The 25462-nt window shown below is 68.0% G+C and carries 16 protein-coding genes and 1 pseudogene; 4 read left to right on the forward strand and 13 right to left on the reverse strand.

Features of this window, described 5'->3' with window-relative positions:
* Window positions 1-21 precede the first annotated feature (21 nt).
* Both ACCQ12_RS14330 and ACCQ12_RS14335 read left to right on the forward strand, forming a co-directional pair.
* Entirely contained in the window at window positions 22-594 is a 573-nt protein-coding gene (locus tag ACCQ12_RS14330) for a sigma-70 family RNA polymerase sigma factor (protein WP_166749515.1), read from the forward strand.
* The gene (locus tag ACCQ12_RS14335) at window positions 591-2354 is read left to right on the forward strand and encodes a hypothetical protein (RefSeq protein ID WP_372382028.1); all 1764 of its coding nucleotides are present in this window, start codon (window positions 591-593) and stop codon (window positions 2352-2354) included. The genes ACCQ12_RS14330 and ACCQ12_RS14335 overlap by 4 nt, the downstream gene beginning before the upstream one ends.
* 434 nt (window positions 2355-2788) lie before the next feature.
* Here the strand turns inward: ACCQ12_RS14335 and ACCQ12_RS14340 are convergent, their stop codons facing one another.
* The 8 genes from ACCQ12_RS14340 to pilG form a co-directional block, all read right to left on the reverse strand.
* A complete protein-coding gene (locus ACCQ12_RS14340; protein ID WP_372382029.1) occupies window positions 2789-3361 on the reverse strand; it encodes a GNAT family N-acetyltransferase in 573 nt (190 codons plus the stop codon).
* A 750-nt stretch (window positions 3362-4111) separates the two neighbouring features.
* Window positions 4112-4591, reverse strand: a complete 480-nt coding sequence (locus ACCQ12_RS14345) for a chemotaxis protein CheW (RefSeq protein ID WP_039412173.1) — start codon at window positions 4589-4591, stop codon at window positions 4112-4114.
* A 33-nt stretch (window positions 4592-4624) separates the two neighbouring features.
* Window positions 4625-5812, reverse strand: a complete 1188-nt coding sequence (locus tag ACCQ12_RS14350) for a chemotaxis protein CheB (protein ID WP_372383625.1) — start codon at window positions 5810-5812, stop codon at window positions 4625-4627.
* Between the two features lie 7 nt (window positions 5813-5819).
* Complete coding sequence (locus ACCQ12_RS14355) at window positions 5820-13064, reverse strand: hybrid sensor histidine kinase/response regulator (RefSeq protein WP_506191663.1); 7245 nt, start codon at window positions 13062-13064, stop codon at window positions 5820-5822.
* A 113-nt stretch (window positions 13065-13177) separates the two neighbouring features.
* Window positions 13178-15214, reverse strand: a complete 2037-nt coding sequence (locus ACCQ12_RS14360) for a methyl-accepting chemotaxis protein (protein WP_047697324.1) — start codon at window positions 15212-15214, stop codon at window positions 13178-13180.
* A 39-nt stretch (window positions 15215-15253) separates the two neighbouring features.
* On the reverse strand, window positions 15254-15784 hold the full coding sequence (locus ACCQ12_RS14365) for a chemotaxis protein CheW (RefSeq protein WP_039413900.1): 531 nt from the start codon (window positions 15782-15784) through the stop codon (window positions 15254-15256).
* The gene (locus ACCQ12_RS14370; RefSeq protein ID WP_039413898.1) at window positions 15784-16146 is read right to left on the reverse strand and encodes a response regulator; all 363 of its coding nucleotides are present in this window, start codon (window positions 16144-16146) and stop codon (window positions 15784-15786) included. Before ACCQ12_RS14370 ends, ACCQ12_RS14365 begins: the two co-directional genes overlap by 1 nt.
* A gap of 17 nt (window positions 16147-16163) precedes the next feature.
* Window positions 16164-16565 (reverse strand): twitching motility response regulator PilG, encoded by a 402-nt coding sequence (gene pilG, locus ACCQ12_RS14375; protein WP_005913706.1) that lies wholly within the window; start codon window positions 16563-16565, stop codon window positions 16164-16166.
* Window positions 16566-16802: 237 nt separating this feature from the next.
* Between pilG and gshB the strand changes: the two genes are divergently transcribed.
* Window positions 16803-17753: a glutathione synthase gene (gshB, locus tag ACCQ12_RS14380; protein WP_047697318.1), complete on the forward strand. Its 951-nt coding sequence runs from the start codon at window positions 16803-16805 to the stop codon at window positions 17751-17753.
* Window positions 17750-18625 carry a TonB family protein gene (locus ACCQ12_RS14385; RefSeq protein ID WP_372382030.1) on the forward strand — a complete coding sequence of 292 codons (876 nt, stop codon included), beginning with the start codon at window positions 17750-17752 and terminating at the stop codon, window positions 18623-18625. Before gshB ends, ACCQ12_RS14385 begins: the two co-directional genes overlap by 4 nt.
* 1 nt (window position 18626) lies before the next feature.
* Here the strand turns inward: ACCQ12_RS14385 and ACCQ12_RS14390 are convergent.
* From ACCQ12_RS14390 to mrcB, 5 genes and pseudogenes are all read right to left on the reverse strand, one after another.
* A pseudogene (locus ACCQ12_RS14390) lies at window positions 18627-18842 on the reverse strand (ADP-ribosylglycohydrolase family protein); the annotation flags it as partial.
* Window positions 18839-19558 (reverse strand): tRNA (adenosine(37)-N6)-threonylcarbamoyltransferase complex dimerization subunit type 1 TsaB, encoded by a 720-nt coding sequence (gene tsaB, locus ACCQ12_RS14395; protein WP_372382031.1) that lies wholly within the window; start codon window positions 19556-19558, stop codon window positions 18839-18841. The gene tsaB and the pseudogene ACCQ12_RS14390, both read right to left, overlap by 4 nt.
* Window positions 19559-19874: 316 nt before the next feature.
* Entirely contained in the window at window positions 19875-21872 is a 1998-nt protein-coding gene (yoaA, locus tag ACCQ12_RS14400; protein WP_372382032.1) for a DNA repair helicase YoaA, read from the reverse strand.
* A 436-nt stretch (window positions 21873-22308) separates the two neighbouring features.
* Entirely contained in the window at window positions 22309-22833 is a 525-nt protein-coding gene (locus ACCQ12_RS14405; RefSeq protein WP_372382033.1) for a tetratricopeptide repeat protein, read from the reverse strand.
* A 13-nt stretch (window positions 22834-22846) separates the two neighbouring features.
* A complete protein-coding gene (gene mrcB / locus ACCQ12_RS14410) occupies window positions 22847-25291 on the reverse strand; it encodes a penicillin-binding protein 1B (protein WP_166749101.1) in 2445 nt (814 codons plus the stop codon).
* Window positions 25292-25462 lie beyond the last annotated feature (171 nt).

Genomic DNA, 25462 nt, shown 5'->3' on the forward strand with positions numbered 1-25462 from the left:
GCGCTTGCCTATACTGCGCGCATGCACCCTGCCGATCTTGCGCATCTTCCCGACGAGGAGCTCATGCTCCTCGTCGCCAATGGCTTTGTCGAACAACCGGCAACCGAGTTGTTCACGCGCCACAACCGCGCCTTGTTCAACTTTCTTGCCTGGTTGTGCGAAGGCAATCTGAGCGAGGCCGAAGACCTTGCGCAGAAAACCTGGGTCAAGCTGATGACCCGTTGCAGCGATTACCGCCCCGGCGCATCCGCATTCACCAGTTTCCTGTTCCAGATCGCGCGCAATGCCTGGATCGATACGCGCCGTCGCGCCGACACCACCACCTCGGTGCCGCTGGAGGACAGCCACCTTCAGCTGCCCGACGAGGACCTGTCCACCGAACAGATGGCGATGCTCGGCCAGCAGCAACAGCGCGTGCGCACCGCGGTGATGGCGCTGCCCGACGCGCAGCGCGAAGTGATCGTGTTGCGCTTCTTCGCCGGCCTGTCCGTCGAAGACATCGCGCAGGTAGTCGGCGAAGGCTTCGAAACCGTCAAGAGCCGGCTGCGCTATGCGTTTGCCAAGCTGCGCCTGAGCCTGGACGCCGCGCAATGAAGCCGGTCGTCGAACGTTTCATCGCGGGCGAAGACGGCATGGCCACGCTGCTGCGTGCCCTGCCCACCCATACACCGCCGGCCAGCATGCAGGCATGGTTTGCGCAGGCCGCCAGGCATGCCGACCGTGCACGCAGCGCCGCTGGATCTGGATCTGGATCTGGATCAGCGCAAGATCCCGGCACCCTGCAGTTCGAACCGCCCGCATCGATGAACGCCGTCTTTGCTGCCGCAGCCGCGCAGGCCGAGCAGGCGCAGGCTGCACAGCGTGCAGCCATTCAAGCACGCATGAGCGACGGCGAAGACGCAGCGCAGGCCTTGGGCGCCCCGTTGCACGACACCACGCGTGCGTGGCTGCAGCAGCACACGCCGTCGCCACCCACGGCCGCGATGCCTGTGGCTCCGGTGTTGCAGGGCAGCGTTGATGACCAGACACCGGCCGGCGATGGCACTGCGCCAGCCGGTGTACAGCAGGCGGCGAATCGCGCGTCGTCCGATAGCTCGCCACGCACGGCTTCGCTGGCTCCGCCGCAGGCCGCGGCAACGCCGTCGTTCACCTCGCCAGCGGCGGCGCCCGGTGGCGCCGCGCCGCCACATGCTGCGCTGCACGGCCATGCCCCGGGTCGCGCGCGCCGCCAGCGGTGGATGCCGGCAGTGGCACTGGCTGCCTCGGTCACGCTGGTGGTCGGTGTTGGCCTGCGCTGGCAGTCAACTGCGCCGCAGCAGGCCCCGGCCGACGCGTACGAGCCGGCGCCGGCTTCAGCGCAAGTCGAAGCCGAAACCGAAACCGGAGCAACGGCGACGGCAGCCGACGGCAAGCAGCCTGCGACAGGCCAGCGCCTGCCCGCGCCACCAGACCAGGGGGAGGCTGTTGAGCGCATGCCCCAACCTGCGCCTTCCCCGATGGCTGCACCGCCGCCGATGCCTGCACCCGCAGCGGTTGCAGAATCCCCCCCGATGCCTGCACCCGCTTCGCGCGCGGCGCCCATCGGCATCGCGCGCCCATCGCCTGCCGCCGCGCCCGCGCCGATTGCACCGCCACCTGCAGCTGCGTTGGCGCCGCCAGCGCTGCCGGCACCGCCAGCGCCGATCGCCAGCACCACAGTCGAGCAGAGGCAGTCTTCAAATACCGACGGTGTTGCGCCTGCGTCGATGGCCGATGGCACGCTGGCGTCGCCGCGTACTGCGACGCCCCAGGCAGCCCCGATGCCGGTCGGCACGCGGAGCAATGCGGCATCGGCCGTCGATGTGCAACGCTCCCAGGCAATGGACGCCAATACGCTGGTGTCCTCCGCGCAGCACGGCGCGACCACACCGCAGGCACTGCAGGACGCGCGGCGCTTGTCGCTGCCGGCGCCGCACGAGCGCATGCCGGTGCCGAAGGACGCTGCGGTGCAACCGGGCGCTCGGGAAGATGCCAAAGCATCCGCTGCCGCCAAGCCGGCGGCGCCAGCCGGCGCCTCCACGACAGCCGCTACTGAGAGCAGCGTCCCCACGCCGGGCACATCGACACAGCTGGTGGCGCTATCGGCGCCGCCGGATGCGTGGGTCGACCAGTATCTGCATACCCACCCAGGTGCACCCGCGCGACTGCGCATCTGGACGGGCGAGCCGGAGGCCACGGCCTTCAGGCAGTGGCTCGATCGACTGCGCGCGGCAGCTCGACAACACGACTGGTCCACGCCGGTGGACGTCATCCGTGAACCACGCCTGCCGCCAGATCGTGTCCGCATCGAAGTGATCAGCACGGCGCAACCATAAGCGCGCCTGGTCCAACCGGACGCAGGTACGGGCATATGCGCGCTGCGCGAATGTGGCGCCAGACAAGCGCGATGCGTCTACCGATGCGTGGAGCGCTGCCGTATCCAGTTATTGCGACGCAGTGACCCCGAGTTGGTAGATGTCGCCGCAGCATCGCTGCAACCAGGCTGTCTATGTTCGACCACACCGAGATGCGGCACCCGCAGGATGCAGCGCCCGAATCACGATGCAGCGCACCGTCTGGGCTGCCGTCGACGCACCTTCGCCGGACCTGCGCACGCTTGCGCGGGCGCACTGCGCCACCTCGTCATCAAAGCCAAGCAGTTGCCCAAGCGCACGCGGCACACGCGAAACGCAAAGCAGTACTTCCGATACGACTCATGAGGAGCCGCGCCATCGGCGCGATCTGCCGGTCGCACGAAGCGCATCGCGCATCAGCCCTCGCCACCCTCCGCATCCTCGCGCAACAGGCTGGTCAGCACATGGTCGCGCCAGACGCCGTTCAACTGCAGGTAGCGACGCGCGCGGCCTTCGATCTGGAAGCCCAGCCGCGCCAGTACCTGGGCGCTACGCACATTGTCCGGCACGTATTGCGCCATGACCCGGTGCAGCCCCAGCGGGCCGAACACGAAAGCGATGCCATGCGTGGCCGCCCACTGCATCACACCGCGCCCCTGCCAGCCGGCATCCAGCCCGTAACCGAGATGGCAGGCCTGAAATGCGCCCCGCTGGATCTGGGTGAACCCCACCGTGCCGATCACCTCCTGCCCGGCCTGCAGGACAAGTTGCAACTCGCGCTCGCCGGGCACCGACATGCGGTACGCACTGCATATCCGGCGCCACCCTTCGGCGGTGTAGAACGCGGGCGGCCGCAACGGCATCGCCTCGACCAGGTGCGCCCGGTTACGTGCGTGATACCCGGCCACGGCGAGCGGATCCACACCGGACAGGTCGGAGAGCACCACGCCATCGTCGCGGCACACCGGGCGAAAAGCGGGCAGGCTCATGGCCGCCCCCCTCCCGTGTTGACTGTCTGCTCCACGACGCCCGGCATCCATCCACCAGCACGCTGCAGATGCGGCCACGACACGGCCATCGCACCGCCCACCCACGCACGCGCCTGCGTGTTGGATATCTGCTCCACGAAGCCGGCCATCCACCAACCAGCGCGCCGTAGATGCGGCCACGACACGGCCATTGCGCCGGCTACCCAGGCATACGCCGGTGTGTGGATATCTGCCCCACGAAGCCGGCCATCCACCAACCAGCCCGCCGTAGATGCGGCCACGATATGGCTATCGCGCCGCCCGCCCAGGCACGTGCTCGCGTGTTGGATATCTGCTCCACGAAGCCGGCCATCCACCAAGCAGCACGCCGTAGATGCGGCCACGACACGGCCATTGCGCCGGCTACCCGGGCACACGCCTGCGCGCCGACATGCACCCGCCGTATCGATCCGGATTTCAAACGGCGTGGCCAGCAACGCCTGGTCAGCACCGGCCAGCGTGGCACGAGGGCGATGCGTCAGGCGCGCTGTGCAGATGAGCCGTGGCCGCTGCGGGCCGCGTTTGCGCAGGCTTGGCAGCTGTGGTGCGGAGCTGTTGCCTGCCACCCTGGAGTGCCCGACACACCCCAGCCAGCCGTCGCCAACCACGTGCGCACGGCGCACAGGACCGCCGTGTCCGCGTGGTCCATGCCCACTCCACGCGCCGGCCGCGCCCGCATGGCGGCGAGCGCCGTGGTCTTGTTGGACGCTCTTAGGCGGCAGCAGCCGAGTCAAGCGCCTGCGCCACCTGCCACTCGATGGCATCCAGGTTCGGCAGCAACGCGCTTTGCTCGCCGAGCAGCACGCGCATGTGCACGCCGTCCGGCAGCGCCTCTTCCGAGGCGTCGGCCAGCAGGCCGTCGCGCGGCACCGAGATCAGCTGCGGAAACGAAGCCGTCAGCAAGGCGAAATACGGCAGCGCAGGATTGCCGCCCAGCGCCTTCAGCACGATGACCTTGTTGTTGACCGCAGTAGGTTCATCGCCCAGGCCGCTGAAGCGCGCGAACGACAGCAGCGGCACCTTCCAGCCGTACCAGTCGATACGCCCGACCACCCAGCGCGGCATGTCCGGCAGCGCTTCGACCGCCACGCGCGACATCACCTCGGCCACCGTGGCGTTGGGCAGCAGCACGCGTTCGGTGCCGGCCTGAATCAGGACGCCGCGGATTTCGTCATTGTTGGCGTAGCTCATTGCAGGTTTCCGATCTGAAAGGGAGCGCCCGGCTTACGCCGGCCAACGCTGTGCCAACGCCTGCGCCAACTGCGCGGGATCGCCGGTCAGGATGCCTTGCCGGGCCAGGCGCGCGGCAGCGGCCGGGTCGTAGCAGCCATCGGCGGACTGACCCGCCAGCCAGCCGCCCTGCCCGGCCAATGCCAACGATGCGTCCACCAGCGCCTCGTTGGCGCCGCTGAGCAGCAGCACCGCACTGTCGCCGGGCGGCAGCGCGGCAATCAGCCCGGCAGCATCGCTGTGCGCCACGAAGGCCAGCGCGCCGGCGTGCTGCTGCACACCGACGTCGTCGGACAGCACATAGACCTTGCCCGGGGCGACCACCTGGCCAGCCTCGCCCAGCTCCACCGGCAGCGCCGACACGCGCCCCATCTGGCGCACCAGGTTGCCGTACTGGCCACCATCGAGGGTCATGCGCACCAGCACCGCGCGTGGAAACTGCGGCGGCAGCGCGGCCAGCAGGCGACGGATCGCATCCGGTCCGCCGATCCCGGCCATCACCAGCACCGCGCCGGTCACCTCGCCACTGTGTTCCAGATCCACCAGCGACAATCCGCCGGTCGACAAGGCTGCAACGTCCAGCTCGGCGCGCGGGCGCACCACCACGGTGACGTCGTCCACCAGGCCCCAGGTGCTGGAATCGCCCAGCGTCAGGCCGGGCGTGTCGGCGGCGGCCGGGGTCCCGGCCTGCGCGACCGTGCGAGTAAACAACGCATCGCCCGGCATGTTCTCGAATGCGTGCGCGGCGGCTTCCAGATGCTGATCCAGCTGCAGGTCCGAATGCTGGCGTGGTTCCAGCGCCAGGCCCGGCTCGGGCTGCAGCGAGGGCTCGCTTTCGGTGCCCGGCGGCAGCACGTCGGCGTGGCCGTGCAGCTTGGCAGCCAGATGGCGCACCCAGCGCTGCGCTTCCCAGCCTTCGCGCCGCACGGTGAGCTCGGCTTCGTCGAAGATCACCGTCACGCCGGGCATGTTGAAGGCCGGCTCCAGCGCTTCGAGCGCGTCTTCGATGGACGGCTCCAGTGCAACCAGCACCGCCACCGGCTCGGCGTCGCGCAGCATCTGCACGTCGACTGCAGACGGTTCGTCTTCCAGCACCACCTGCGCACCGGCCAGGCCGAGCGCTTCGCGCAGGCGCTCGCGCGCCTGACCGGGCCGGCCCAGCAGGGCAACCGGAGTTCCCATTGCGCCATTAGTCTCGGACACGGGCGATCCCCAGCAGGTCATACACGTTTCGCATCAGATCCAACTCTTGGTAAGGCTTGCCCAGGTAACGCTGCACGCCGATCTCGAAGGCGCGCTGGCGGTGCTTCTCGCCACTGCGCGAGGTGATCATCACGATCGGCACCGCTTTGAAGCGCGGATCGGCGCGCATCGCGGTCGCCAGCTCGTAGCCGTCCATGCGCGGCATTTCGATATCCAGCAGCATCAGGTCGGGCACGCGCTCTTCGAGCAATTCCAGTGCCTCGACACCGTCGCGGGCGGTGGTGACGTCCAGGTTGTGGCGTTCCAGCACGCGGCTGGTGACCTTGCGCATGGTTAGCGAGTCGTCGACCACCATCACCAACGGCACCTGCCGCTGTGCTTCGGCGGGGCTTTCCAGCGCCGGACGCGCCGGCTGGCTGAGGTAGCGACGCACCAGCGGTGCCACGTCCAGGATCACCACCACGCGGCCATCGCCGGTGATGGTGGCGCCGTAGATGCCCGGCACCGAGGCAATTTGCAGGCCCACCGGCTTGACCACGATTTCGCGGTTGCCCAGCACCTGGTCGATCGCCACCGCCGCGCGCAGATCGCCCGCACGCACCAGCAGCAACGGCACCTGCGCCTGTCCATCGGCACGCGCGGCGGCCTGGCCGACCAGCGAGCCGAGATCGTGCAGCACGTACTCCTCGCCGGCGTAGTGGTAACCACCCTCGCCCGACTCGTAGCGGGTGCGCGAGATACGGCCGATACCGCTGACCGACGCCACCGGCACCGCAAAGGTGGTCTCGCCGATGCGCACGAACACCGCCTGGGTGACCGCCAGCGTCTGCGGCAGGCGCAAGGTGAAGGTGACGCCCTGGCCACGCACCGAGTGGATATCCACCGAGCCGCCCAGCTGACGCACTTCGTTGCGCACCACATCCATGCCCACGCCACGGCCCGCCAGCTGGCTGACCTGCTCGGAGGTGCTGAAGCCGGAGGCAAAGATCAATGCATCCAGTTCGACATCGCTGAGCTCCTGCCCGGGTTCGATCAGGCCGCGCTGCTCGCCACGGCGACGGATCGCCTCGCGGTCCAGCCCGGCGCCGTCGTCGGCCACTTCCAGCACGATTTCCGAGCCTTCGCGGCGCAGGCGGATCGCGATGCTGCCTTCTTCCGGCTTGCCCGCGTCGCGACGTTGTTCCGGGCTTTCCAGCCCATGCGCGACCGAGTTGCGCAGCATGTGTTCCAACGGCGCGACCATGCGATCGAGCACGTTGCGATCGAGTTCGCCCTGGGTGCCTTCCAGCACCAGATGCACCTGCTTGCCGGTGTCGCTGGCCGCCTGGCGCACCACACGGCGCAAACGCGGCACCAGGCCATCGAAGGGCACCATGCGCGCGCGCATCAGGCCGTCCTGCAACTCGGAGCTGACGCGCGACTGCTGTTGCAGCAGGCCGTCGTACTGACGCGAGAGATCTTCCAGCACGCCCTGCAAGCCGCCCAAGTCGGCCGCCGACTCGTTCAGCGCACGGCTGAGCTGCTGCAGGGTGGAGAAGCGGTCCAGTTCCAGCGGATCGAAGGTGCGATCGCCCTGGTCCTGCTCGCGCTGGTAACGCGCCACGATTTGCGCTTCGGTTTCCAGATCCAGTCGGCGCAGCTGGTCGCGCAGACGGGCATTGGTGCGATCCAGTTCGCCCATGGCACCACGGAACGCGCCCATCTGCTGTTCCAGACGCGAGCGGTAGATCGCCACTTCGCCGGCGTGATTGACCAGGCGATCGAGCAGGTCGGCGCGCACGCGCACCTGTTCCTGCTGGGTACGCGGCATCAGCTCTTCTTCGGCCTGGCCTTCGACCGGGATCGGCGCCGACAACGGTGCCGGCTCCACCGACGCCTTGGCGATCGCGCGGACATCGGCGTCGCTGGGCGGGGCCGCATCACGGCCACGGGTACGGGTTTCGAAGGCTTCCACCAGGTCGGTCGGCATTGCCACCGCGCGGTGCATGCCGGTACGGGTCAGCAGCTGATGCAGACGGTCGAAGCCACGCTCGAACAGGCGCACGTCATCGCGGTCGATGTCGGTGCGGTTGGCCGCCACCGCTTCCAGCAGCGATTCGATCGCATGGCCCAGGTCGCCGATCGCGTTGATGCCGGCCATGCGCGCGCCGCCCTTGAGCGTGTGCAGATCGCGCTGCAGTCCGTTGAGGACATCGCGGTCTTCGGGCACTTCGCGCATGCGGGCGATCAGACCATCGCAATGGTCCAGCAGATCGCGGCCTTCTTCGACAAAGATATCGACCAATTCGCCATCGAGCTGATCGAAGTTGAGCGGGCCGATATCGAACGCAGCGCCCACGTCGTTGGCTGCGGTCTCCACGCGTGCGGCATCTTCCACCGGTGCGCTGAAGGCGGCGGCGGTGTCTTCCGGCACGACGGTGCTGTGGTCGGTTGGCTCGTGCGCGCTGGCGGCTGCGTGCTGGTCTGCAGCGTCGTCGGCGCCGGCATGCTGATCGGCGTCGGTGTGGACGCCGGCATCCGTGTGATCGGCATGTGCTGCATTCCCGGTCGCGGCAACCACGTCCCCGGCTACATCCGCGTCGGCATGTGCTGCAGCGTCGGCGCTGACAGCCCATGCGTCGTGCAGGTCCGGCGCGGTGTCCGATTGCGGATCGCCTGTCTCTTCGACCTGGTCGGCCGCATGCGCCATTTCGAACGCCTGCACCGATTCGATGGTGTGATCAGACAGGGCGTCGGCGTCGGCCTGCGCAGTCTGTGCGTACTCGGCGTGCGCAAGCTCCGCGTCGGCCTGCTCGGCGTCGGAGTGCAGTGCTTCGGACTGCTCGACGTCGGTGTGCTGGTGCGCGGCAGTCTGCTCGGCTTCGGCCGCATGTTCGTGCGCAGACGTGTCCGCCTGCGACTGCTCGCCGGCATCGACGTGCTGCTCCGCCTGCATCTGCCCGCCTGCGTACTGCTGCGCGTCCGAAGCCGCGTCCTGGTCCGCATCCGCGTGCTGAGTCGACGCGTGTTCTGCCGCCGCTGCATGCTCGTCAGACTGCGCGAGGTCCGCAGAATGCGGCTGTTCGCCCGCAAGCGTTTCACCAGCATGTGGCAGTGCTGCATCGCTGTGCTGCAACGCCTCGTCCGCCGGCTGTTCGCCAGACAATTCCTGCGTGTCGGCCTGTGCGTGCACGTCCTGATCGACCGCGTGGCCGTCCTGGTCGGACGGCACGCTGTCCAGCGCCGCGGTTTCCGGCGTCCAGTCTTCTGCGGTGGTTGCCTGCGGCTGTGCGTCCAACGCAACGTCGGCGTGCACGGCTTCCAATGCTTCGATGGTCTCGACCGCGTCGTCCGGGCGTGCTGCTGCGTGCTCGTCGTGCGTCTGCGCATGCGCGGCCTGCGCATCCATTGCCTGCTCGGCATCGGCATCTGCGGTGGCCAGCGTCTGCGCCTGGCCCAACGCAGCTTCTGCGTCGGCCAGCTCGTCTACCGCAACGCTGTCTGGTTGCGTGCTGGTCGCATCAGTGTCGTGCTCGCTGGACACACCATCAACAACTGCCTCGCTCGGCGCCTCTGCAGCGTGCTCGCCCGGTGCTTGATCGTGCGGCGCGGTCTGCGCATGTTGCAGCTCGGTCGCATCCCAGGCGTCGGCCTCGACCAGCGGCTCGTCGGCCGGCGTGTCGTGTGCGTCGGCACCCTGCGCTACGGCCTGGTCTGCCTGCTCGTGCTGCGCGGCATCGCCATGCAGCGCATCGGTAGGCTGCCCGGAATCGGCAACCGGCACCAGCGCATCATCGCTCGCTGCGTGCGCAGCGTCGGTAGTCGCGTCGACGTGTTCGTGTTCGTGTTCGTGTTCGTGTTCGTGCGGCGCAGCGTGACCGGCATCGTCGACGGCGTGCGGTGCAGGCGCGTCCAATGCAAGCGCCGAATCGTGCTCGGCTTCAGCCTCGGCCAGTTCGTCCACTGCGATCGGCGCATCGGCCGACTGCGGCTGCGCGTCTTCGGCATCGGGCGTCGGTGCGGCGGTCTCGGGCGGCAGTGCGCTGGAATCCAGGTACTGCGATAGATCTTCCACGCCGGTCAGTTCGACCGGCACAGCGTGCCCGGCAGCCGCGTCGCTGGTCGCATCGAGGTCGTCGAGCTCTTCCAGGAACGCCTGCGGCGGCCACTGCGCTTCCGGCAACGTCTCGACCAGGGCGCGCAGGCGCTCGGTCAACGGCGCAAACGACGGGATCAACGGCGCGTCGGCGCGCAGTGCAGTGACCGTGGTGGCGATGGCTGCGGCGGTGGCCGCGATCGCGTCGATGCCTTCGGACGACGGTGTGGCCGATGCAGCGAGCAGGCGCTTGACGTAGCTTTCGGCCGGCGTGGTCACCAGGGTGATTTCCGGCACATCGGTCATCGCAAACGCGCCACTCATGGTGTGCACGGCGCGCAGCAATTCTTCGGTCGCCAGTTGCGGCGCGACGCGGGTGGCCTGCAGCCAGGCATTGACCGTGTCCAGATGCGTGGCGACCTCGGCTTCGAGGATCTCGCGCAGCACACTGTCCACCGAGGCCGGCGTGCCACCGCTCGCAGCAACCGCACTGGTCTGTGCAGAGATCGGGGCGATCTCGGGCACGGCCGGCGTGGCCGGTGCGGGCACGTAATAGACCTCTTCGCCGGCTGCAACGCGCTCGGCAATGGCCTGGATTTCAGGCAGATCCGCGCTGATGCGGCCCTGGTCGCGCAGCGCGGCATTGAACTGCGGCAGCACCTCGTAGGCCAGTTCCACCATCGCCACGACCGCCGGGCTGGCCGAGCGCGAATTGTCGAGCACGCGGTTGAGCATGCTCTCGATCTTCCAGCTGAACTCGCCGAGCACGCTGGCACCGACCAGTCGCCCACTGCCCTTCAGCGTGTGGAAAACGCGACGGATCGGACGCAGGTTGTCCGGGCTGTTCGGGGCGGCGCGCCAGATGGGCAGCAACTGCCCGAGGTTGACCAGTTCCTCGTCGAACTCTTCAAGGAAGACATCACGGATGTCGTCATCGATATCGCTGTCGCCGAAGCCGCCGAAAATGCCGGCATCGGCAGCCACCGGAGCCGGCTCGCTGAACGCGACAGGCGCGACCTCTGCAGCCTGGTCGTTGCGCACGGGCGCATCCTGCGGCCGCTCCACATCGAATTGCGCAGCAGCGGCGTCGAGCCGGGCCAGGAACGCGGCCGAGGCATCGTCCAGCTCGAATTCGCTGACCGTGGCCTGCTGCACCCGCGCGAGCGTCTGCTCGGCGCTCGCTTCGGCCGGTGCGTCGTCTGCCTCAGGGGTGGACTCGACGAACGGGTCGTCGTGTTCCGGCGGTGCAACCGGCGGACTCGGCGGCGGCGAGAACGCATCGTCGATGCTGACCTGCGCGCGACGCGCCTGGTTGTCGGCAATGAAGTCCAGCGGCGCGTCGGCCTGGTCGGCATCGCCCGGCAGATCGATGTGCGTGATCTGCAGCGGTGCCTCGTCGGCGGGCACGGAGACGGCGGCCTGCTCCTGTTCCAGCGCACTCAGGTCGACGGTATAGCTGACCTGCGCGGCCTCGCTCGCGACGTGGCTGTCCTGCTCGGCCGAGACCGGGTCGAAGGCGGAGCTTGCAATCGGCGCCGTCTGCCCGGTGGTCTCCAGGTGCCAGTCGCCCGGCGCCTGCGCACCGTCGTCGTCGGACAATTCCAGCGGTGCGACCGTAAACGGCACGTGCGCCTGGCCGGAGCGGGTTTCTTCCGCAGCGACAGGGTCGAACGAGAACACCGTATCGGTGGCCGCTGCGCCGGTGTCGTGCACGACACTGGCGGCAAACGGCGTCTCGACCACGGTTTCATTGGCCCATTCCAGCGACGCGGCAGGCACCGCATCGTTGGCCGCCGCAGCCGGCGCGCCGGCATGCGCAGCAGGCGATGCTGCCAGCGGCTGCAATGCGGCAACGCTGCCGGGCTGGTCGGTGCCGACCGGCAATTCGGACGGCTGCCCGGACGGCAGAGGCCAATACCGCAGCGTTTCCAGGCTGTTGCGGGTGATGTCCAGAATCTCCTCGCGGCCGGGACGGCGCTCGCGCAGGGCTTCCAGGTAGTACTCCAGGCTGGCCATCGCATCGGCCAGGGTGTCCAGCTGACGGCCGCTGGGCACGCGCTGCTTGCCGATCAACTCCAGATCGACATAGCGCCGCACGCCTTCCAGGTAATCGGCGGCCTGCGGCAATTCGAGAATGCGCAGTGCGCCACCGACTTCGCCCAGCAGATGCGGCACATCGGCCAGGCGCGCGTGGTCCCAATTGGTTTCGATGAAGGCGACGAAATGTTCGCGCGCCGCACCGAAGTTGGCGATCGCTTCCTGCGCCAGCACGTCCACGGTGCGGCGCACTTCCGAGGAGGTGGCACTGTTGCTGGCTTCGTTGCCATCGCCGAGATCGGCGCCAAGGCTGGCGACCTGATCGTCCAGCGACGCATCCACGTACAGCAGCGCGCCGGCGATATCCAGCAGCACGCCTTCGTCCATCTGCACCTGGCCGTCGACCACGCGCGCCAGCGCGTCGCGCTGCTGCACGACGACATTGCGCGCAACGCCCAGGCCCATCATGCCCAGCGTGTCGGCAACGCTGCCCAGATCCTTGACCTGGGTCTGCAGCTCGGCGATGTCGCCACCGGTGCGCAGATGCAGGTCCAGCGCGTCCTTGACGCGCAGCAGTTCTTCCTTGACCGCGCTGCCGACGGTGTCGAGCAGCTCGCGGTTACGCCCGGAAAGGCTGCCGCGGGCGTGATCCAGCTCGGCTTCGGTGGCAACACCGGCCTGCGGGTCGAACGCGAACAACACGCTTTCATTCAGGCCGGGCTGGCCACGGGTGGCGCGGATCTCATTGAGCAGCGGCAGCAGCACGATCGGAATGTCGCGGTGGCCGTTCTGCAGGCGCTCCAGATAATCGGGCAGCAGCACGGTGCCGCGCATCAGCATGGCGCACGCTTCGTCGCGGTCGGCGACTTCGCCGACCTGCACGGCCTGGGCCAGCAGTTCGAGCTCTTCGGCCACCATGGCCGGCGCATACAGCTCCACCATGCGCAGCGTGCCCTGCACCTGGTGCAGATAGCCCGCGCAGAAGCGCATCCGGCTGGTATCGGACGGTTCTTCGGCGAAGTATTCGATCTCGTTGCGCGCCTGGCGCAAGGTCTCGTCCAGCTCCGGCTTGACCCAGCCCAGTGCGGCGTGGCTCATCGCATCGCGAAGCGCGCTCATTGCAGCCCCCTGACAACGGCCGGCTCACCGCTGCTACGGTCACCGGTCACTTCCTGCATCGACGTAATGCGACTACGCGCCATCTGCTGATCCTTTCCCGTTCCGCGTCGTGGTCACGCCGGCAGCTTGAAGTCGGCGACCGAACGGCGCAGATCGGCAGCAAGCTCGGCCAGGTTGCCGATCGACTCGGCCGTCTGCTCCGCACCCTGCGATGTCTGGCTGGTGATCTGTCGGATCACACCCATGGTCTGAGTGATGTCCGTCGCCGCGGCCGACTGCTGGTGCGCCGCGATGGAGATGTTCTTAATCAGGTTGTTCAAGGCGTTGGACACGCGCTCGATTTCGGTCAGCGCGGTGCCGGCGTCTTCGGCCAGGCGCGCACCGGACACTACTTCGGAGGTGGTCTGTTCCATCGAGCTGACCGCTTCGTTGGTATCGGCCTGAATGGTCTGCACCAGGCCTTCGATGCGTCGGGTCGCACTCGAGGTGCGCTCTGCCAGGCGTTGCACTTCGTCGGCCACCACCGCGAAACCGCGACCGGCCTCGCCTGCGGATGCCGCCTGCACCGCGGCGTTGAGCGCCAGGATGTTGGTCTGCTCGGAAATGTCGTTGATCAGTTCCACGATCGAGCCGATCTCCTGCGAGGATTCGCCCAGGCGCTTGATGCGCTTGGAGGTTTCCTGGATCTGGTCACGGATCTGGTCCATGCCCTGGATCGTCTCGCGCACCACGCCGGCACCCTCGGCGGCGATGACCACCGAGCGCTGCGCCACTTCGGCCGACTCGGTGGAGTTGCGCGAGACCTGTTCGATGCTGGCAGCGATTTCGCTGATGCGCTCGGACGCAGTGGTGATCTGGTTGGCCTGCTGGCCGGCCGCTTCGGCCAGCTGCATGGCCGTTGCCTGGGTTTCCTGGGTCGACACGGCCACCTTGGCGGAGGTGTCGTTGATGGTGGTCACCAGGTGGCGCAGTTCGTCCACGGCGTAGTTGATGGCGTCTGCAATCGCGCCGGTCATGTCCTCGGTCACCGAGGCCTTGACGGTCAGGTCGCCCTCACCGAGCGAGCTGATTTCGTCCAGCAAGCGCATGATCGCCTGCTGGTTGCGGCTGTTGAATTCCACCTGCGCCTGGTAGCGCACGTCCTGCTCGCGGGTGCGTACCCGCACCGAGCTCCATACGAAGCCGATGATGGCCAGCAACGCGACCAGGCCGGACACCACGCCCAGCCAGAAATTCGGGAACAGGCGGGTGTCGCGGACCGAACCGAACGCCGAAAACGCATCGAACAGCTTCTTGCTGTCGTCGAGCATCTTGTTCGAGCCGGCGGTCAGTGCGGCCGCCGACGACTGCGCGGCAAACAGGTTGCGCGAGCTGGCGAGGATGGCGTCGATGTCCTTCTTCATCGTCGCCCACTGCGCCTGCGACTGCTCCAGCGCCGCCAGCGCGGCCGGGTTGCGCACCGCGGCGATGCCGAGTTCTTCGTTGCCTGCGCGCAGGCCGTCCAGCATCTGCGTGAACACCACCGAGTCACGCGCCAGCGCGTCGCCCGAGGCGGCCGCATTGGCGCCACCGGCACGCATTTCGGTCACCCGGCGCGCCATGGTGCCGGCGACCACGACCTGCTGCAGCGTGTTGTAGATCTGCGCGGCGGGCGCGCCGCTGACGGTCATCGCGCGCACCACTTCGTTCAACTGCGCCTGCAGCTGCGGCACGCTGCCGGAGAAGCGTTCGGCGTTGCCGGCCAGGCCGAGCACCGCCGGTTCGCTGGCGATGACCTGATCGGCGTTCTTGCTCAGCGGCACCCAGGTCGCCTTGAGCTGCGCCATCGAACTGGCCACCGAACCTTCCTGGCCGTAGCGGCCATCGAGTTCGCTCACCGTGCTGTCGATGCGGCCCTTGGTCTCCTTGAACGCGGCGAATGCCTTGGCGTCGCCGGACACCGCTTCGCGGCCCTGGTTGGCCAACTGCTGCGAGAGCACCTGCAGGTCGGCCGCGCCGGTGCCGGCACCGGCCAGGCGGCTGCCCTGCCAGGTGGCGACGCCGGTGTTGGCGCCAAACACGATCATCGACAACACCAGCAAGCCAAGCCAGAAGCTGGTGCTGACGCTGCCGAGCTTGTTGGTCTTGCGGGCGTCCGGGGCGGTACTCATGGTTCGACCTCGATCTGTATGACGTGGCGGGGTCGCGGCTTAGGCCGCGGCCTGCCGGAATTCAGGAGTGCGCGACAGCAATGCCAGGGAGAACACACCCCAGTCCTGCGTCTCGTTGCGGAAGGCACGCTCGATGAAGTGGGCGTAGCGGCCCTGGGCCAGCTCGCCGGGCTCGACTGCCTGCGCCTGTTCGAAACTGCGCTGGCCGTAGAGCTCATCGATGGTCAGCGCGACGTCGCCGCCGCTCTGACGCATGATCAGCACGCGTTGGCCTTCCTGCAGCACCGTGCGACGGCCCTCCAGGAACTGCTTCAGATCGATCACCGGAAACAGATTGCCGCGCAGGTTGCCCACGCCCAGCAGCCAGGGCTGTGCGCCCGGCACCGGGGTGACCGGCGGCATCGGCACGATTTCCGCTACCTCGCGGAAGTCAGAGACCAGGCGCCGGGTACCGACGCGATAACCCACACCGCGCCAGATATCGGCCGAGAACTGACGTTCCGGCAGCGGCGTGGCGTGCGCAAGACTACGACGCTCGTAGTCTTCGAGAATATCGAATGGAGAACGCATCAACGCACCAGTTGTTTGATGCGTGCGATCAGATCGTCTTCGCGCGGCGGCTTGACGATGTAATCGCTGGCACCTTGTCGCAAACCCCAGGCCTTGTCGGTTTCCATGCCCTTGGTGCTGACCAGCAGCACCGGGATGTCCTTGGTGGCCTGGTCGCGCGCAAGTGCACGCGTTGCCTGGAAGCCGCTCATGCCGGGCAACACCACATCCATCAGCACCAGATCGGGCGCCTGGCTGCGAACCAGCTCAAGTCCCGCTTCGGCGTTGTCGGTGGCGACGACCGTATGGCCAGCTTTTTCCAGCCATTGACTGAAGACTGCCCGATCGGTGGGCGAGTCCTCGATCAATATAATTCGAGCCATGTTGCCTTTCCCCCTGGTCAGGCGTGGACGTACGTGCGGATCGCGCTCAGTAGTTCTTCACGGGTGAACGGCTTGGTCAGATATTGCTCGGAACCGACGATGCGGCCGCGTGCCTTGTCGAACAGGCCATCCTTGGACGACAACATGATGACCGGCGTCGACTTGAAGAGCTGGTTGCCCTTGATCAACGCGCACGTCTGGTACCCATCCAGGCGCGGCATCATGATGTCGACAAAAATGATCTGAGGTTGCTGGTCCGCAATTTTGGCCAGTGCCTCGAAACCATCCGTTGCTGTCACTACTTCACACCCTTCCCGCTTCAGCAGCGTTTCGGCGGTGCGGCGAATGGTTTTCGAATCATCGATCACCATCACCTTCAGTCCTGCGAGTTCCCCACCCGCAGCAATGTTTTCACTCATGCAAATATCCCCGGGCGCGCGACGCTTCATCCCTTCCGACGTCGCTACGAAACTGCATGTATATCCCAAGACCCGCATCGACTGTCAAGGGCGCATTGCCGGGGCCCCGCCAGGCGGACGTTCCGACCACGTCTGGGCGCGTCCAAACCGACGAGTCGCGCATCTGCGACCGCCCAGGCACGCCATCGCCCACCGCTTGAAGTTACCATCGGCAGCCTGTTCGAAAGGTTTAGCCCCATGTCGCTCGACGTCGTTGTGGTGATGGATCCCATCGCCTCCATCAAGATCGTAAAAGACACCACCTTCGCCATGCTGCTGGAAGCCCAGCGTCGTGGGCATCGCCTGCATTACGTGCGCCCCGGCGGACTCAGCCTGCGCGAAGGCCGCGCGGTGGCGCAGGTTGCGCCGCTGAGCGTGCGCGAGGACAAGACCAGCTGGTTCACCCTGGGCGAGTTCGCCGAACTGGCATTCGGCCCCGGCCAGGTGGTGCTGATGCGCAAGGACCCACCGGTGGATGCGGAGTTCGTCTACGACACCCAGGTGCTGAGCGTGGCGCAGCGCGCCGGCGCGCAGATCGTCAACGACCCGCAAGGCCTGCGCGACTACAACGAGAAGCTGGCCGCGCTGCTGTTTCCGCAGTGCTGCCCGCCGACCCTGGTCAGCCGCGACGCGGCCGCGCTCAAGGCCTTCGTGCTGGAGCACGGCCAGGCGGTGCTCAAGCCGCTGGACGGCATGGGCGGGCGCTCGATCTTCCGCAGCGGCACCGGCGACCCCAACCTCAACGTGATCCTGGAAACGCTGACCGACGGCAACCGCAAGCTGACCCTGGCGCAGCGCTTCATCCCCGACATCACCGCCGGCGACAAGCGCATCCTGCTGGTGGACGGCGTGCCGGTGGACTATTGCCTGGCGCGGATTCCGCAGGGCGACGAGTTCCGCGGCAACCTGGCCGCCGGCGGACGCGGCGAAGGCCGCCCGCTGTCCGAGCGCGACCGCTGGATCGCCGCGCAGGTTGGCCCGGAAATGCGCCGTCGCGGCATGCGCTTCGTCGGCCTGGACGTGATCGGCGATTACCTCACCGAGGTCAACGTCACCAGCCCCACCTGCGTGCGCGAGCTGGATGCGCAGTTCGGCCTGAACATCGCCGGGCTGCTGTTCGACGCCATCGAGGCCGGCGCCGCGCAATGAGCACGGCGGCGGCCCTGCCTGCTTCCATGGACCAACGCCGGCGGCTGACCACCACGCTGGTGATCTCGTTGCTGCTGCACGGCGCGCTGATCCTGGGCGTGGGCTTTGCGGTCAGCGAGGACGCGCCGCTGGTGCCGACCCTGGATGTGATCTTCAGCAAGACCAGCACGCCGCTGACGCCCAAGCAGGCCGACTTCCTGGCCCAGGCCAACCAGCAGGGCGGCGGCGACCACGCCACCGCGCAGCGCCCACGCGACAGCCAGCCCGGCGTGGTGCCGCAGGACCGTACTGGCCTGGCCCCTCAGGCGCAACGCGCCACCAGCGTGAACGCGCCGGAGCCGACCCAGACCCGGGTGGTGAGCAGCCGCCGCGGCGAACAGACGGTGCCGAACCCGCAACCGAATCCGCAGACCGACCCGCTCACCCCGGCCGATGCACAACGCGTGCAGCGCGATGCGGAAATGGCCCGGCTGGCAGCAGAAGTGCATCTACGCTCCGAGCAGTACGCCAAGCGCCCGAACCGCAAGTTCGTCTCGGCCAGTACCCGCGAATACGCCTACGCCAACTATCTGCGCGCCTGGGTGGACCGTGCCGAGCGCGTGGGCAACCTGAACTACCCCGACGAGGCGCGGCGCCGCCGGCTGGGCGGTAAGGTGGTGATCAGCGTGGGCGTGCGCCGCGACGGCAGCGTGGAAAGCAGCCGCGTGCTGATCTCCAGCGGCGTGCCGGCGCTGGACGATGCCGCCTTGCGCGTGGTGCAGCTGGCACAGCCGTTCCCGCCGCTTCCCACGACCAAGGACGACGTGGACATCCTGGAAGTCACCCGCACCTGGCTGTTCCTGCCCGGTGGCGAGCTACACGACGACCGGTGAGGCGGTGCGCGCCTGATCGATGCGCGCACGGTGCCGCGCTGCGAATGGGGTGACGGTGCTGCCCGGCGCGCAATGCGAACGGGCCGCCGCCGCGCATGCGGTCGATCGGCGTGAAGCTACCCGGCGCGCAGAATTCCAGCGTGGCGCCCAGCGCATCGCCGAGTGCCAGGCCGAGCAGGCACCTGCGAAAACGGGCGCGTTGTGCAGCGCCGGTCATGGCGTCGCGCCGGCCGCCTTGGCGGCGCGGGCGGCCTGTTGCTCGACCAGGGTGAGTGCGACGTTGTCGCGCAGGTAAGCCGGCTCCACCCGCTCCGGCGCCACGCCTTCGCCGCGCCGCAACGCCGGCACCGCGAGCGTGAGCAGATCGGCCGCACGTGGCAGCGCGGTGGCATCGACACTGGTCAGGCGGGCCGCAAAACGCTGTTGCAGCAGTGCGTCGGCCGCGGCGAAACCGGTGCCGACACCGGCCATACGCGCGGCGCTGTCGGGCAGCACGAGCGCGTCCGGTGCGCACACCACTTCCGGTGCCAGTTCCAGCAAGGTGTCGCCACTACGCGCAAACACGCCGGCATACACCTCGCCCATGCGCGCGTCGATGCAGGCCAGCACATGCGGTGCATTGGCCGGCGCGCGCAGGGCCAGCACCTGCAGCGTGGAGATGGCCAGCACTGGCAGATCCAGCGCCAGGGCGATGCCTTGCGCGATGCCGATCGCCAGACGCACGCCGGTGAACGCACCGGGGCCACGGCCCACCGCAATCGCATCGAGCTGGCGGCGCGCGATACCGGCCTCGGCCAACAGCTGCTCGGCCCACGGCAGTGCCAGTTCGGCATGACGGCGTGGCGCCAGTTCGAAACGCTCGATCACGCGGCCATCCACATGTAGCGCAACGGAGCAGGCTTCGGTGGACGTTTCGAATGCGAGGATGTTCATGGGAGAGCCGGAACCGGGGACCCGGGACTGGGAACCCGGAAAGGGGCAAAGTTTAACTGATCGATTCGAAGGGCCGGGCCCGTGCCCGCGCGTGCCAACGATCCATGCGGGTAGGTATGCGCAAGCGACTGCGCGGGCCGACCGGCAATGCGGCATTCGAGACGGCCATTGCACAGCAATGCGGCATTCGCGGCTGCCCCTGCGTACTTCGCTCTGTGCCTAGCCGGGTTCCCGGCGAGTCGCGGCATGCAGATCGCACCGCGCCGGCAACCCAGCAACCCGACACATGCGACGGCACCACCAGCGCGCCCTGCGTTTATCCGGGCTCCTGGTCCCCAGTCCCCGGTCCCGCCCCCTGCGGCTCAAAAAACGCCTGCACATCGGCAATCTCGCGCGTGCGCGCAAACGGCGGCAGCGACTTCATGAACGTGCGTCCGTAGCTCTTGTTCACCAGCCGCGGGTCGCACAGCACCAGTACGCCGCGGTCGGTTTCGCTGCGGATCAGCCGGCCCACACCCTGCTTGAGCGCGATCACCGCCTGCGGCAGTTGCTCGTCACGGAACGGGTTGCCGCCGTCCCGGCGGATCGCATCCAGGCGCGCTTCGAATACCGGATCGTCGGGTGCGGCAAACGGCAGCTTGTCGATCACCACCACGCTCAAGGCATCGCCGACCACGTCCACGCCCTCGCGGAAACTGGCCGAGCCCAGCAGCACGCCGTTGCCGGAATCGCGGAAGCGCTGCAACAAGGTCGCGCGCGGCGCTTCGCCCTGCACGAACAACGGCCACGGCGCGCCACGCAAGGCCTCGGCCGCTTCGCGCAGCGCCCGATGCGAGGCGAACAACAAGAACGCGCGGCCGTTGGATGCTTCCAGCACCGGCGTCAGTGCCGCGATCAAGGCGGTGCCAAAACCACGCGCGGCCGGGTCGGGCAGATTCGGCGGCAGATAGCACAGCGCCTGGCGCGCCCAGTCGAACGGACTGGGCTGCAGCAGGGTCACCGGATCGCTCAGGCCCAGCCGTAGCGCAATGTGGTCGAACTCCCCGCCCACCGCCAGCGTGGCCGAGGTGAACACCCAGGCCGCCTGCGATTTTTCGCGGTGTTCGCGCAGCGGGCCGGAGACATCCAGCGGTGTGCGCTGGCAACGGAATCCGCGCGGACTCAGTTCGTACCAGAGCACATCGTTGTCGACCGTCTCTTCCGGCGGATCCTGCGCAAAATCGGGGATCGGCACATCCTCGCCCAGCCAGCGCGACAACCGGTTCAGGGCGTCCTGCGCACGCGCCGTGCAGCCATCGAAACCCGGCGACGCCTGGCGCAGCGGCAACAGCGCCTCGCCCAACCGCGCCAGGGCCGACAGCACTGCATCGAAGCCTTCGCGCACCTGCGGCTTGGCCAGTGCACGCCATTGCGTGCCACGTGGCGGCAGCCCCTCCATGCCGGCACGCAGCGCGCGCAATGCCTCGTCCAGCGCCAGGATCGGTGCCTGCAGGCTGGCTTGCGCGCCGGCCACCAGCCGCGCTTCCACCATGCAATCGCGCGCCAGTTCCTGCCAAGGCCGCATGCCGAAACTTTCGCCGAAGAAATTGGCCGCCAGCTCGGGCAGCTGGTGCGCCTCGTCGATGACGAAGGCTTGCGCGCCCGGCAGGATTTCGCCGAAACCTTCCTGTTTGAGCGCCAGATCGGCCAGCAGCAGATGGTGGTTGACCACCACCAGATCGGCCGCCTGCGCGCGCTGACGTGCCTGCACCACGAAGCACTCGCTGTAGAACGGGCATTCGGTGCCCAGGCAGTTGTCGACGGTGGAGGTCACCATCGGCAGCAGCGGCGAGTCGTCCGGCAAGGCTTCGAGCTCGGCCATGTCGCCGTACTGGGTGCGCCCGCTCCAGGCCACGATGCGCTGGAACTGCGACACCTGCTCGGGCGTGGCAAAGCGCGGCTCGCCACGCGCCTGCTGGGTGCGGTACTTGCACAGATAATTGGCGCGGCCCTTCAACAGTGCGCTGCGCAGCCCGACACCCAGTGCGGCACGCACGCGCGGCAGATCGCGATGGAACAGCTGATCCTGCAGCGCACGCGTACCGGTGGAGACGATGGTCTTGAGCCCGGACAACAGCGCAGGCACCAGATACGCGTACGTCTTGCCGGTGCCGGTGCCGGCCTCGGCCAGCAATACATCGCGCTGCTCGAAGGCCTCGGCAATGGCGCCGGTCAGGCGCAACTGCGCCGTGCGCGGCGCAAACGCATCGAGCTGACGCGCCAGCGCCCCGCCCTCGCTGAGCGCCTCGATGCTGGCAGTGACAAGTTGGGACATGGGACCGAACGAAGAGCGGACAGGAAGCACGACAGCCTAGCGCGTGCGCAGTGATGCTGCCTGGGTCCGGCTTGCAGCAGCCGGTAAACATGTCATCGCAGCGACGAGACTGCGGTGGACGCGGGGCGCATCGATTTCATGATTGCGCCATGCCAGCGACAGCGGTCGATGACTGCCGACAAGGTTCAGGCGCCTTTCGATGCCGGACCACGCGATGGCGCTTGCGTCATCCGCTTGGTCCGGCAGGCTGTTGCACCTTCGTTGCTACAGATGCCCCGCCCCATCCAGGCACGTCAGACCCAGGACCAAAGAGGCCGAGGGCGCTCGTCTTGCGTTGTGCTGCGCGGGCTGGCTCACGAAGCGACGCTGCCCGCCCACAGGAGGCAGCCGACCGAGCCGGTCGCGCTGCTGGCAGCACGACCGCTGCCGTGCGCACTCAGTACCGCTTCACACCCGGCACGGTGCAGCCGGCGATCTGCGCCTTGGCAGAGGCTGCATTTTCCTTTTCGCCACGTGCCAGCCGCGACTGCTCGATGGTGGCCCAATGGCGACGGCACAGCGGGCCGGTCTTGGAGCCAAGCTCGATCGCCTGCTTGGCGAAGCGCTCGGCGGCCGGCCAGTCGGCCTGCAGCACGGACACTTCCGCGCGCTCCTGCAGGATCGCCGGGTCGCCGGACACCAGTCCCAGCGCTTGATCCAGCGCGGCAGCGGCGCCGGGCAGATCGCCGGCCTGGCGCTTGCTCTTGGCGGTCTCGCGCAGATCGTCCACCTGCGGGTCGCGTAGCGGCTGCACCGACAGTTCGGTGTCGTCCACGCCGGCCTCGCGTTCGATCAGCAAAAACCGCTGGGTCGGGGTGGTCGGGTCCACCGGGGCCGGCGGCGGCGGCGGCGGCGCGCTGACGCAGGCGGTAAGTGCGGTCAACACGCCAACCAGGGCAAGCAAGCGGTGGATTCGGATCATGGGGTCACTCCAGTCAATGCGCAGGTGGGGCCGTGGCAGGTGCGGGGGCGGGTTCTTCGGGCTTCTTCTCCAGACCGAAGAAGCGGCGCCAGCCGCCACCGCTGGATTGCTCGGCGGGTGCGGTGGCCTCGCCGGGAACGCCCTCGATCGACGGCGCGTTGCCGGCGCAGGGAGCATACGCGGGCGTGAAGCCGACCACGAACGGGAACTGCCGCGCACCGGGGCAACCGGCGTCGGTCACGCCGGTCCCGGCGGCATCGACAGGCTGCCAGTCCAGCCCCTTGCCGCTGACCTTGAGCGGCGCGCTGGGCAGGCGCGCGAAGATGCTCGACCACACCCGCATCGCGCCGGTGGCGCCGTACAGGCCGGTCTGCTCGTTCTGGTCGTTGCCCATCCAGATTACCGCCAGATGATCGCCGGTGTAGCCGGCATACCAGCTGTCGCGGCCATCGTTGGAGGTACCGGTCTTGCCGGCCGGCGACAGCCGCCCCAGCCCGTCGCTCAGCAACTGACGCGCGGTGCCGCCGCTGACCACCTGCTGCAGCGCGATGCTGATCAGGTTGGCCGCCACCGAATCGCCTTCCTGTGCCGGTGCCGGGGTCTTGTCGTAGCGCTTGAGCAGCTTGCCCTGTGGGTCGAGCACGCCACGCACCGCATGCAGCGGCTGGATCTCGCCGCCGGCGGCCAGGAACTGGTACAGCTGCGCCATGCCGTACGGGCTCTGGTCGGTGGCGCCCAGGATCAGCGAAGGATTGGGGTCGGCCTTGATCCCGGCCAGCACCTGGATCAGCTGGGCGATGCGGTCGGCACCGACCTGCATGCCCACCCGCACCGTGGCCTGGTTGTAGGAATGCGCCAGCGCATCGATCAGCCGTACCGTGCCGTGGCTGCGGTTGTCGGAATTGCCCGGCGACCAGGTCTTGCCGCGGCTGAGCTGCACGGTCACCGGCGAGTCGTCGACCCAGCTGGAGAGCGCCCAGCGATCCGGCGAGGCCAGGGCCAGCAGGTAGACGAACGGCTTGAGCAGCGAGCCGACCTGACGCTGCGCTTCCACCGCGCGATTGAACCCCGGCTTGGCCACGTCGCGACTGCCGACCACCGCCAGCACGTCACCGTTGTGCACATCGGTCAGCACCAGGCCGGCCTGCAAGGGCGGGCGCTTCTTGTTGTCCAGGCGCTTGATGGTGCCGGTCACCGCGCCTTCGGCATACGCCTGCGCAGACGGCGACATGCCGGTGAGCACGCTCATGCCGGCGCCCTGCAGCACGCCTTCCGGGTAGTCGTGCGCCAGCTGGCGGCGCACCAGATCCACATAGGCCGGGAAGCGGTTGGCCGCGACCAGGCCCGGCTCCTGCGGCACGCCCAACGGTGCGGCCAGCGCGCGCTTGTATTCGGCATCGTTGATCAGGCTGTTTTCGTGCAGCTTGCCCAGTACGAAATTACGCCGGTCCAGCGCGCGTTCCGGGTTGCGGCGCGGGTCGTAATACGACGGCCCCTTGACCAGCCCGATCAGCAGGGCGATCTGCTCGGTGGTCATCGAATTCAACTCACGACCGAACCACAGCTCCGCGCCCGACGACACCCCGTGGATGGCCTGCCCGCCGCGCTGGCCCAGGTAGACCTGATTGAGATAGGCCTCCAGGATGGTGCGCTTGTCGTAGCGCGCCTCCATGATCACCGCGTACAGGATCTCGTTGAACTTGCGGGTGAGTGTCTGCTCCTTGCCGATGCCGAGCAGGCCGCTTCGGGCCAGCTGCTGGGTCAGGGTGCTCGCGCCCTGCCGCACCTGGCCGCCGGAGCGCAGCATGATCCAGGCCGCACGCACCATGCCGCTGAGATCGATGCCGTGATGGCTGTTGAAGTCGCGGTCTTCCACCGCCTGCAAGCCGGTCACCAGCAACTCCGGCACTTCCTCCATGCGCACCAGGCGGCGCTCTTCCTGCTTCTGTCCGTACAGGGTGGCGATGCGTGCCGGGTCCAGACGTGCGCTCTTGAGCGCCTTGCGGTCGCCGGCATCGCGCAGGCTGGCCACGCGGCCACCGGACAGCGCCACCTCGACACGCCGCGCGGGCACACGTCCGTCCACGTCGATATAGCCGCGGCTGGCGATGGTGAAGCGGCTGCCGTCCTGCTGGTAGGTGCCGGCCAGCTTGGCCTGGCCGTCGTCGCGGTAGGACGCCGCATCCAGCTCGGTCTTCAAGGTGGCCGCATCCAGCGCATTGCCGGGCGCCAGCACCAACGGCCGCCCGTAGACGCGGGTCGGAATCTGCCAGCGCAGTTCGCCGAATCGTTGGCTGACCTGCTTGTTCAGATACACCGTGTAAGGAATCAGGAAACCGAGCGCCAGCGCGATGCCGGCAAAGCCCCAGACAATCAGTCTGCGCTGCCAGCGGGAGCCTTGCTCGTCGGTGTCGTCCTGGAAATCGTCGGAATCGTCGTGGTCGTAGCGTCGGGGCACGGGAATGCGAGAATGTAGAGTCCGGCGAGTCTAGCGCAGCGGTGTCATGGTTGCGGTTCACCGGGCCTGGCGACTTAAGCGCGGCTAACAAACGCCGACACGCCCTGCGCTGTGGTCCCGGCGATGCTCGGCGCGGCATGGCCCGCTCGGTACACTGCGCGCTCAGGCCCG

Source organism: Xanthomonas sp. NCPPB 1068 (assembly GCF_041479385.2).
Taxonomy (GTDB): domain Bacteria; phylum Pseudomonadota; class Gammaproteobacteria; order Xanthomonadales; family Xanthomonadaceae; genus Xanthomonas; species Xanthomonas cannabis.